Origin of the sequence: Chengkuizengella sp. SCS-71B, from assembly GCF_040100845.1 — a bacterium.
GTDB lineage: Bacteria > Bacillota > Bacilli > Paenibacillales > KCTC-33759 > Chengkuizengella.
The window spans coordinates 2,080,573-2,090,000 of record NZ_JAZHSH010000001.1; the positions used below are offsets into that span (position 1 = coordinate 2,080,573).

Annotated in this window: 4 protein-coding genes and 2 rRNA genes (1 of these 6 running past the window's edge); all 6 read left to right on the forward strand. The window is 39.9% G+C overall.

From position 1 onward, the window contains the following. The first annotated feature begins 81 nt into the window (after positions 1–81). Positions 82–2,982 (forward strand): hypothetical protein, encoded by a 2,901-nt coding sequence (locus VQL36_RS10185; RefSeq protein ID WP_349249205.1) that lies wholly within the window; start codon positions 82–84, stop codon positions 2,980–2,982. A gap of 301 nt (positions 2,983–3,283) precedes the next feature. Next, the gene (locus tag VQL36_RS10190; protein WP_349249206.1) at positions 3,284–4,291 is read left to right on the forward strand and encodes an ABC transporter substrate-binding protein; all 1,008 of its coding nucleotides are present in this window, start codon (positions 3,284–3,286) and stop codon (positions 4,289–4,291) included. 16 nt (positions 4,292–4,307) lie between these two features. Then, positions 4,308–5,108 carry an ABC transporter ATP-binding protein gene (locus VQL36_RS10195; RefSeq protein ID WP_349249207.1) on the forward strand — a complete coding sequence of 267 codons (801 nt, stop codon included), beginning with the start codon at positions 4,308–4,310 and terminating at the stop codon, positions 5,106–5,108. Next, on the forward strand, positions 5,092–5,904 hold the full coding sequence (locus tag VQL36_RS10200; RefSeq protein WP_349249208.1) for an ABC transporter permease: 813 nt from the start codon (positions 5,092–5,094) through the stop codon (positions 5,902–5,904). Before VQL36_RS10195 ends, VQL36_RS10200 begins: the two co-directional genes overlap by 17 nt. A gap of 373 nt (positions 5,905–6,277) precedes the next feature. Continuing rightward, a 16S ribosomal RNA gene (locus VQL36_RS10205) occupies positions 6,278–7,834 on the forward strand. Positions 7,835–7,996: 162 nt separating this feature from the next. Continuing rightward, positions 7,997–9,428 (forward strand): 23S ribosomal RNA (locus VQL36_RS10210); it runs 1,503 nt beyond the window's last position. The 16S and 23S rRNA genes sit together here, the layout of an rRNA operon.

The window sequence follows — 9,428 nt, forward strand, 5'->3', positions numbered from 1 at the left end:
AAGGGTTTTCATAGATAGGGGGGATTAATTAGTTTAATATTATTTAATCTATTTTACAGAAGGATAGGGGAGGGAATGTGAATGATAGAGTTCAAAAAGAATTATTTAACTGGTTTTATGATTCGTATCATGTTTTTTATCATTTTAATTTCAATGAGTGTATTCTCTACTACAATGGTAAATGCAGAAGAACGAGAAGGATATATTATGTTTGATAGAGTCACTCATCAGGTATATTATCCTGAGGAAACAGTAGAAAACGAATCTAATTTAAAATCATCTATAGATCCAAAGTCTACAATTTCAAAATCTACCAATTTAAGCAATGTAGAAGGTGGGAGCAGTTCAGAGCCTTACCTAGAACCTGAATTAAACATTCCAGCTGTTAAAGCCACTGAGCCATTGCCACTTAAAACTTATGAAAATAGAACTTCTTTTCAAGGCATAGAGCCTGTAAACTATATACCCGTTAAATTCAAAGTCGATCGTGATTATTTCCCTAATAATGATATGATGCTAAAGGTTTTAAATGATGCATTAAATGATCAGGATCCAAATGTCATTACGTTTATTGGTGTTTATGATCCAGTAACAGAATCTGTAACTAATTACTTCCCTTTGAATGCACCTGATGAGATCATTCTTTTGTTAAATAAAGATTCATACTTTGCTGAAGGTCTTACCTTAGATGTTGAAGAATGGTGGGAAACAGAGGCAGGTAATTATGGGAATTCAGGTGGATCTCCGGTAACGAAAACGATTAATAGAACTTTTGGTATACAAGATTCAAAGCAAGATTCAACGATGATCACCCATGGAACTGGAGTAGACTTAAGTCTTGGATTTAAAATTGAAAAAAATGCTATGGTAATAAAAAAGACTTTTGAATTTGGTACTACAGTTAATTATAACTATTCTAATTCAAGTACAACTGCATTTACTAGAACATACCACTCGTCTAGAACCGATTCATTCCAAGTACAATTTGGAACCAAATATCCAGGTACTGCTTATAAATGGGCAGTGTACGATCTAGTGACACGAACGAAAGTGAATTATTCAAATGCACCTCATTTCAGTGAATTAGATGATGCTTTTAAAAATATCAATAATTACGGACTTACACCTGATATTAGCTATACACCTGATGTTGAGAGCTATCATCTTTCTGATATGAAGAATGCAGTATACTCCGTTGTAGAAGTACCAATTTATGATCAGGATAATGATCTATCAAAGCCGAATCATTTAACGGCTACTCAAGATTTCCAAAACTTAACGATCACACTGAACTGGGAGGCAGTATCGGAAGATAAAATAGCGCAAGAGAGTGATTTCAATAATGGAAAGGTAGCAGGTTACTTTGTTTATAAAAATGATCATCTTGCTGCAACTATTTTTGACCCAACGAGAACAAGTTGGACTGACCTTAATGTCGAGCCTAGAAAAGAGAATACGTATTATCTCCGATCGTTTAGTAATAACCAATATGTGAGTACTAAACAATTCTACAGACAGATTTCACCTAACACGAATGTAGTGACCGAAACGGTAGAATTAGATGCTGCAGAATTTAGTCGGTTGGTCGTTGGTTGCTCCATTCCATTTACTTTGACAGATAATCAAGAGCCTGCAGGGGAAGGCACGTATTATATTTTATATATTGGAAACCCAGCTACAGGTGGAGAAGAAGTGGGTAGATTTGTAGGAAAAGAGAATGCTATAAACCTCTCACCAGAGTTATATGACCTCTTAAAAGAAAACACAGATGAAGAATTTTATGTTGTGAAAGAAGTCCTATATAATGAGGGTACCATCCGTTCCTCAGCTGTGAGAATGCCTGGTCAACATTTTACAGTGACCGAAACTGCATTTTTGTTTTCAGAAGCAGGTTTTAATGGCGATTGTGTTACGGTAAGTAAGACGAGTGACTGGAGAAATAATACTAATTTAAATACCTCAATCAATTTTGATAACAGGTTGTCATCGATGTTAGTGCAAGGAAATGTATTGGTGTACCTATTTGGAGACTTAGACGGTCTAGGAAATAAGCAAACATTTTTCACGGATGAGAATGGTTATGCTTATGTTCGCGACTTTAACGATGAACTTATAGGCTCGAATATCGTATCTTCTATAAGGGTAATGGAAAAGAAAGCAGGAGTCTATCTGTTTACAGGCCCAGATTATTATGGTCGAAGTAGCCATTTTGCTACGTCGGATAAAATAGATATAAGATATAATGATCCTGGTATGTGGCAAAACAGTGACGAAGTATCATCTGTAAAAGTAATTGGACCTTATGCATATGTTGGATATGAGCATGGCAATTATTCAGGAAAACTGGCTATAATTAAAGAGGGTTATGACGGAAGAAATTTAGGTAGTATGGGTATGGATAATCGAGTGTCATCAATGTCAGTAATACATGGTGAAGGTGTATGGTTCTTTGATGGTATTAATTTTGGAGGGAATCATAAACGTCTCAAACCAAACTCTATTTATAATTGTAGTTGGTCAGCGGATTGTGGAATTCCTAACGATACTTTATCTTCTGTATTAGTGATTGGAGACTATGGAGTTGGAATGTTTCTTCACAGAAATTATAGTGGATTTATGTATCCAACAAGACATCATATAAGTGATATGGAAAATTCTAGTGGATTAGGAGATAATAATATGTCATCATTTAGAATATTTCCAAAAGGAGTCTATTTAGGAGATAAGAATCATTTATTTGTGGGTGGAGTCGAAAGGCATGTAACCACTCCAGGAGAATATAGATTCATAGAGCAATTAGGTTTTCCAGATAATAAACTAAGTGCAATGTTTGTTATCGGTGATTATAGAGTAACCCTATACAGAGATCCTATTTTTAGAGGGGGGAGTACAGTAGCTACTGACGGTTGGTATGATGGGCATCTTGGTAATCAAGCCGTAGGGGAAAATGATGCCAGTTCCATTATAATTGAAGAATATTAAAATATAGTAAATGAATAAAAGGAGTAGTCCTATTAGTGAAATGTTTAATTATCACTAAAGGGACTGCTCCTCTTTATTTATTTCTGACCCCTATTATAAGTAAACCTACAATTTTTTATGATTTCTTTTCATGAGAATAACGTTTTTCTAGGCGAAAGCATATTATATTCTTATCCTGCATTTCACATTTCAGTATAATCGATTGTGGGCTGTAGGTGCTTAAATAATCAGTTAATAATGAGAAGACATAGAGCTTTCATGGAAAGAAGATTTATTTTTTACTTAAAAGGAAGGTGATTATATGGGAAGAAAGATGTTTATATTATTGTTGATTTCAGCTTTATCTTTTGGAACCATTCTAAGTGCATGTGGGAATAATGAGGATGATCCAACTAAACTTCGTGTAGGAGAAGTAACAAGATCCATATTTTATGCTCCCCAATATGTAGCATTATCTCAAGGATTTTTTGAAGATGAAGGCTTAGAAGTAGAGCTAATTACTACATGGGGTGGAGACAAGACAATGACTACACTGCTTGCAAATGGAATTGATATTGCTTTAGTTGGTTCAGAAACCTCAATATATGTTTATCAGCAAGGCTCAGATGATCCTGTCATTAATTTTGCTCAGTTAACTCAAACTGACGGAAGTTTTTTAGTGTCGAGAGATCCTCTTAGTTCATTTAGTTGGAATCTTTTAAAAGGAAGTACATTTTTAGGGCAGAGAAAAGGCGGGATGCCTCAAATGGCTGGAGAGTTTGCTCTGAAGAAACATGGTATTGACCCTCACAATGATATGGAGTTAATTCAAAATATTGAGTTTGCTAATATTGCTTCAGCATTTGCCTCTGGAACAGGTGATTTTGTGCAATTATTTGAACCAACAGCGACTGTTTTTGAACAAGAAGGAACGGGATATGTCATTGCTTCATTTGGTATTGAAAGCGGCCATTTACCTTACACCGTTTATATGAGTAAGGAAAGTTTTATTAAAAACAACAAAGATGCTGTTCAAAAATACACGAATGCAATTCACAAGGCACAAAAGTGGGTAGAAACTAACAGTGTAAAACAAATTAAGGATGCAATCTCTCCATTTTTCGAGGATATTGATGAGGAGATTATTGAATTAGTTATTGATCGTTATAGAGCTCAAGGATCATATGCAACAGATCCTATAGTAGATGAAAATGAATGGAATAATTTGTTAGATGTTATGGTAGAGGCTGGGGAACTTGAAGAAAGAGCATCACATCAAATTTTAGTTGATAATTCTTTTGCTGAAAAAGCAATTAAAAGTCTAGAGTAATAGAGGGATGAGATGAATGAATCACGCTGTAAAATTAATCGGTGTCTCACATGTGTATGTTTCTGAACAACAGGCACTTCTAGCAGTTGAAAATATTGATCTTTCTATTGAACCAGGAGAGTTTGTAAGTTTTGTGGGTCCTAGTGGCTGTGGCAAAACAACGATTTTATCCATTTTAGCAGGTTTAATTAAACCTTCTCAGGGCAGCGTGTCAATTTTTAATCAAGAAATATCAGGTCCCTCAAATAGAATGGGTTATATGCTTCAACATGATTATTTGTTTCCTTGGAGGACGATATTAAACAATGCTCTAATTGGCTTAGAAATAATGAAACAATTAAATGCTGAGACAAAATCTCATACGATGTATTTGTTAAATGAAATGGGGTTATCAGAAACATTTCATTTGTATCCTGATCAGTTATCTGGTGGAATGAGACAAAGAGTCGCACTAGTAAGGACATTAGCAACTCAACCAGATATCTTATTGCTAGACGAACCATTCTCAGCTCTCGATTATCAAACTAAATTAAAATTAGAAGATTTAGTTTTTGAAACCTTAAAAACTCACAATAAAACTGCGATATTAGTGACCCATGATATTTCTGAAGCTGTAGCGATGAGCGATAGAGTTGTAATTTTAAATCGGAACCCTGGAAGAATTCATAAAATAATTAAAATACCAGATGCAATTAGAAGTATGCTACCTTTTCAAACTAGAGAAGAAGAAGACTTTAGAAGGCTGTTCAATGAGATTTGGCATGAGTTAGAAAATATAGGAGATAAGGGTGATCGCTTTGATGCAGAGAAATTCTGATCCAAGTTCACTTGTAAATAAGATTCAACATAATTTTGCCATAAAACAAAAAAAAGAAAAGCGGATGATTTTTGTTGTACAACTGTTAATTTTGTTATCCTTTCTTAGTTTATGGGAAGTTGCAGGACGTTTTAAATGGGTGGATGTATTGCTATTTAGTTATCCAAGCAAAATTTTAAAACTATTATATATGAAGCTAATTGATGGTTCTTTGTTACCTCATATAAGTACAACATTAATTGAAACAGTGATTGGATTTTTGTTAGGAACTATATGTGGTACTTTACTTGCTGTTATCATTTGGAGTTCTAAAATTCTTGAAAAAGTTCTAGATCCTTTTTTAGTTGTATTAAATAGTATGCCTAAAATAGCGTTAGGTCCACTTTTTATTGTAGGTTTAGGACCAGGGTATTTATCAATTATTGCAATGACGCTTGCAATCACAGTTATCATTACAACCTTAGTTATATTAAATAGCTTTAAGGAAATTGATTCAAATTATATAAAAGTAGTACGGATCTTTGGTGCTAGTAAAAGTGAAACATTTAGGAAGGTTATTTTACCTGCTTCTTTTCCGACCATAGTATCAACATTAAAGGTTAATGTAGGATTAGCATGGATAGGGTCCATCGTTGGCGAATTCTTAGTATCTCAACAAGGACTAGGTTATTTGATTATATATGGATTTCAAGTTTTTAATTTCACATTAGTAATGGGCAGTTTATTTATTATTGCCTTTTTTGCAACGATAATGTATCAAGGTGTAGCTTATCTAGAGATGAGACTAAATAAATAAAAAATCTGAGAACAAAGTATATTATTACTACAGGAAAAAAAGATTTAAAAAAATGCTTGCAATTAATCGATAGCATGTGATATATTATTCAAGTCGCCGCTGAAATGGACGACATGGAATAATAAAAAAGTGCTTGACAATAAATAAGGATTTGTTGTATGATGAATAAGTCGCTCTCAAACAAAGAACGACAACAACAAATATTCTTTGCACCTTGAAAACTGAATAACGAGTGAACTTACGGAGACTTGAAATTTTTCAGGAATCCAAACAAATAGCTCAAAAGTTTTAAACTTTTGGGAACCCGGATATAACATGTAACAAAGAATGAGCCAAGCGCTCTAACATAGTTGTGATCGAGAGATTGCAACCTTTAATGGAGAGTTTGATCCTGGCTCAGGACGAACGCTGGCGGCGTGCCTAATACATGCAAGTCGAACGAAGAGATTAAAAAGCTTGCTTTTTAATGTTCTTAGTGGCGGACGGGTGAGTAACACGTAGGTAACCTGCCTATAAGCCTGGGATAACTAGTGGAAACATTAGCTAATACCGGATAAGGTCGTTTCATCGCATGATGAGATGAAGAAAGAGGGTGTAAGCTCTCGCTTAGAGATGGACCTGCGGCGCATTAGCTAGTTGGTGAGGTAAGGGCTCACCAAGGCGACGATGCGTAGCCGACCTGAGAGGGTGATCGGCCACACTGGGACTGAGACACGGCCCAGACTCCTACGGGAGGCAGCAGTAGGGAATCTTCCGCAATGGACGAAAGTCTGACGGAGCAACGCCGCGTGAGTGAAGAAGGTTTTCGGATCGTAAAGCTCTGTTGCCAGGGAAGAGAAGGCAGATGTTAACTGCATTTGCTTAGACGGTACCTGAGAAGAAAGCCCCGGCTAACTACGTGCCAGCAGCCGCGGTAATACGTAGGGGGCAAGCGTTGTCCGGAATTATTGGGCGTAAAGGGCGCGCAGGCGGCCCATTAAGTCTGGTGTTTAAACTCGGAGCTCAACTCCGAGTCGCACTGGAAACTGGTGAGCTTGAGTGCAGAAGAGGAGAGTGGAATTCCACGTGTAGCGGTGAAATGCGTAGAGATGTGGAGGAACACCAGTGGCGAAGGCGACTCTCTGGTCTGTAACTGACGCTGAGGCGCGAAAGCGTGGGGAGCGAACAGGATTAGATACCCTGGTAGTCCACGCCGTAAACGATGAATGCTAGGTGTTAGGGGTTTCGATACCCTTGGTGCCGAAGTTAACACATTAAGCATTCCGCCTGGGGAGTACGGTCGCAAGACTGAAACTCAAAGGAATTGACGGGGACCCGCACAAGCAGTGGAGTATGTGGTTTAATTCGAAGCAACGCGAAGAACCTTACCAGGTCTTGACATCCCTTTGATCGCTGTAGAGATATAGCTTTCCTTCGGGACAAAGGAGACAGGTGGTGCATGGTTGTCGTCAGCTCGTGTCGTGAGATGTTGGGTTAAGTCCCGCAACGAGCGCAACCCTTAATCTTAGTTGCCAGCAAGTGAAGTTGGGCACTCTAAGGTGACTGCCGGTGACAAACCGGAGGAAGGTGGGGATGACGTCAAATCATCATGCCCCTTATGACCTGGGCTACACACGTACTACAATGGTCGGTACAAAGGGCAGCGAAGCCGCGAGGTGGAGCCAATCCCAACAAAGCCGATCTCAGTTCGGATTGCAGGCTGCAACTCGCCTGCATGAAGTCGGAATTGCTAGTAATCGCGGATCAGCATGCCGCGGTGAATACGTTCCCGGGTCTTGTACACACCGCCCGTCACACCACGAGAGTTTACAACACCCGAAGTCGGTGAGGTAACCCCTTGGGGAGCCAGCCGCCGAAGGTGGGGTAGATGATTGGGGTGAAGTCGTAACAAGGTAGCCGTATCGGAAGGTGCGGCTGGATCACCTCCTTTCTATGGAGAATACAGTTCACTCGTTTTCAGTTTTGAGAGTGCAAGCTCTCAAAGTAAGAATTGTTCCTTGAAAACTAGATAGCGAAAGCAAAGAAACATGATTAGCAATGGAATTCTCAAATAAAAGCTTTAAAATGAGTGATCATTTAAAGCGAACTTAATGGTTAAGCTATTAAGAGCACACGGAGGATGCCTAGGCGCTAGGAGCCGAAGAAGGACGTGGCGAACAACGAAATGCCTCGGGGAGTCGTAAGCAGACCTCGATCCGGGGATGTCCGAATGGGGGAACCCACGTACTGTAATAGGTACGTACCCTAGACTGAATACATAGGTCTAGCGGAGGCAGACCAGGGGAACTGAAACATCTAAGTACCCTGAGGAAGAGAAAACAAAAGTGATTCCGTCAGTAGCGGCGAGCGAACGCGGATTAGCCCAAACCAACAGGCTTGCCTGTTGGGGTTGTGGGACACTCCACATGGAGTTACAAAGGAATGATTTAGGTGAAGCGTCTGGAAAGGCGAACCAAAGAGGGTAAAAGTCCTGTAACTAAAAAATCATTCTCTCCGGAGTGGATCCCGAGTAGTGCGGGGCACGTGAAACCCCGTATGAATCTGGCAGGACCATCTGCCAAGGCTAAATACTCCCTAGCGACCGATAGTGAAGCAGTACCGTGAGGGAAAGGTGAAAAGGACCCCGGGAGGGGAGTGAAATAGAACCTGAAACCGTGTGCTTACAAGAAGTCAGAGCCCGTTTAATGGGTGATGGCGTGCCTTTTGTAGAATGAACCGGCGAGTTACGTTAGCATGCAAGGTTAAAGTGAAGAGCTGGAGCCGCAGCGAAAGCGAGTCTGAATAGGGCGGTATGAGTATGTTGACGTAGACCCGAAACCGTGTGATCTACCCCTGTCCAGGGTGAAGGTGAGGTAACACTCACTGGAGGCCCGAACCCACTTATGTTGAAAAATGAGGGGATGAGGTGGGGGTAGCGGAGAAATTCCAATCGAACTCGGAAATAGCTGGTTCTCCCCGAAATAGCTTTAGGGCTAGCCTTGGGGGTGAGTCGTGGAGGTAGAGCACTGATTGGGTGCGGGGCCCGTCAAGGGTTACCAAGCTCAGTCAAACTCCGAATGCCATAGACTTTAAACCCCAGGAGTCAGACGGTGAGTGCTAAGATCCATCGTCAAAAGGGAAACAGCCCAGACCATCAGCTAAGGTCCCCAAGTGTGTGTTAAGTGGGAAAGGATGTGGAGTTGCACAGACAACCAGGATGTTGGCTTAGAAGCAGCCACCATTGAAAGAGTGCGTAATAGCTCACTGGTCGAGTGACTCTGCGCCGAAAATGTAACGGGGCTAAACACACCACCGAAGCTATGGCTTGATACAATGGTATCAGGGGTAGGGGAGCGTTGTGTATGGATTGAAGGTATACCGTAAGGAGTGCTGGACTGTACACAAGTGAGAATGCCGGTATAAGTAACGAAAAGACAAGTGAGAATCTTGTCCGCCGAAAGCCCAAGGTTTCCTGAGGAAGGCTCGTCCGCTCAGGGTAAGTCGGGACCTAAGGTGAGGCCGAAAGGCGTAATCGAAGGACAACA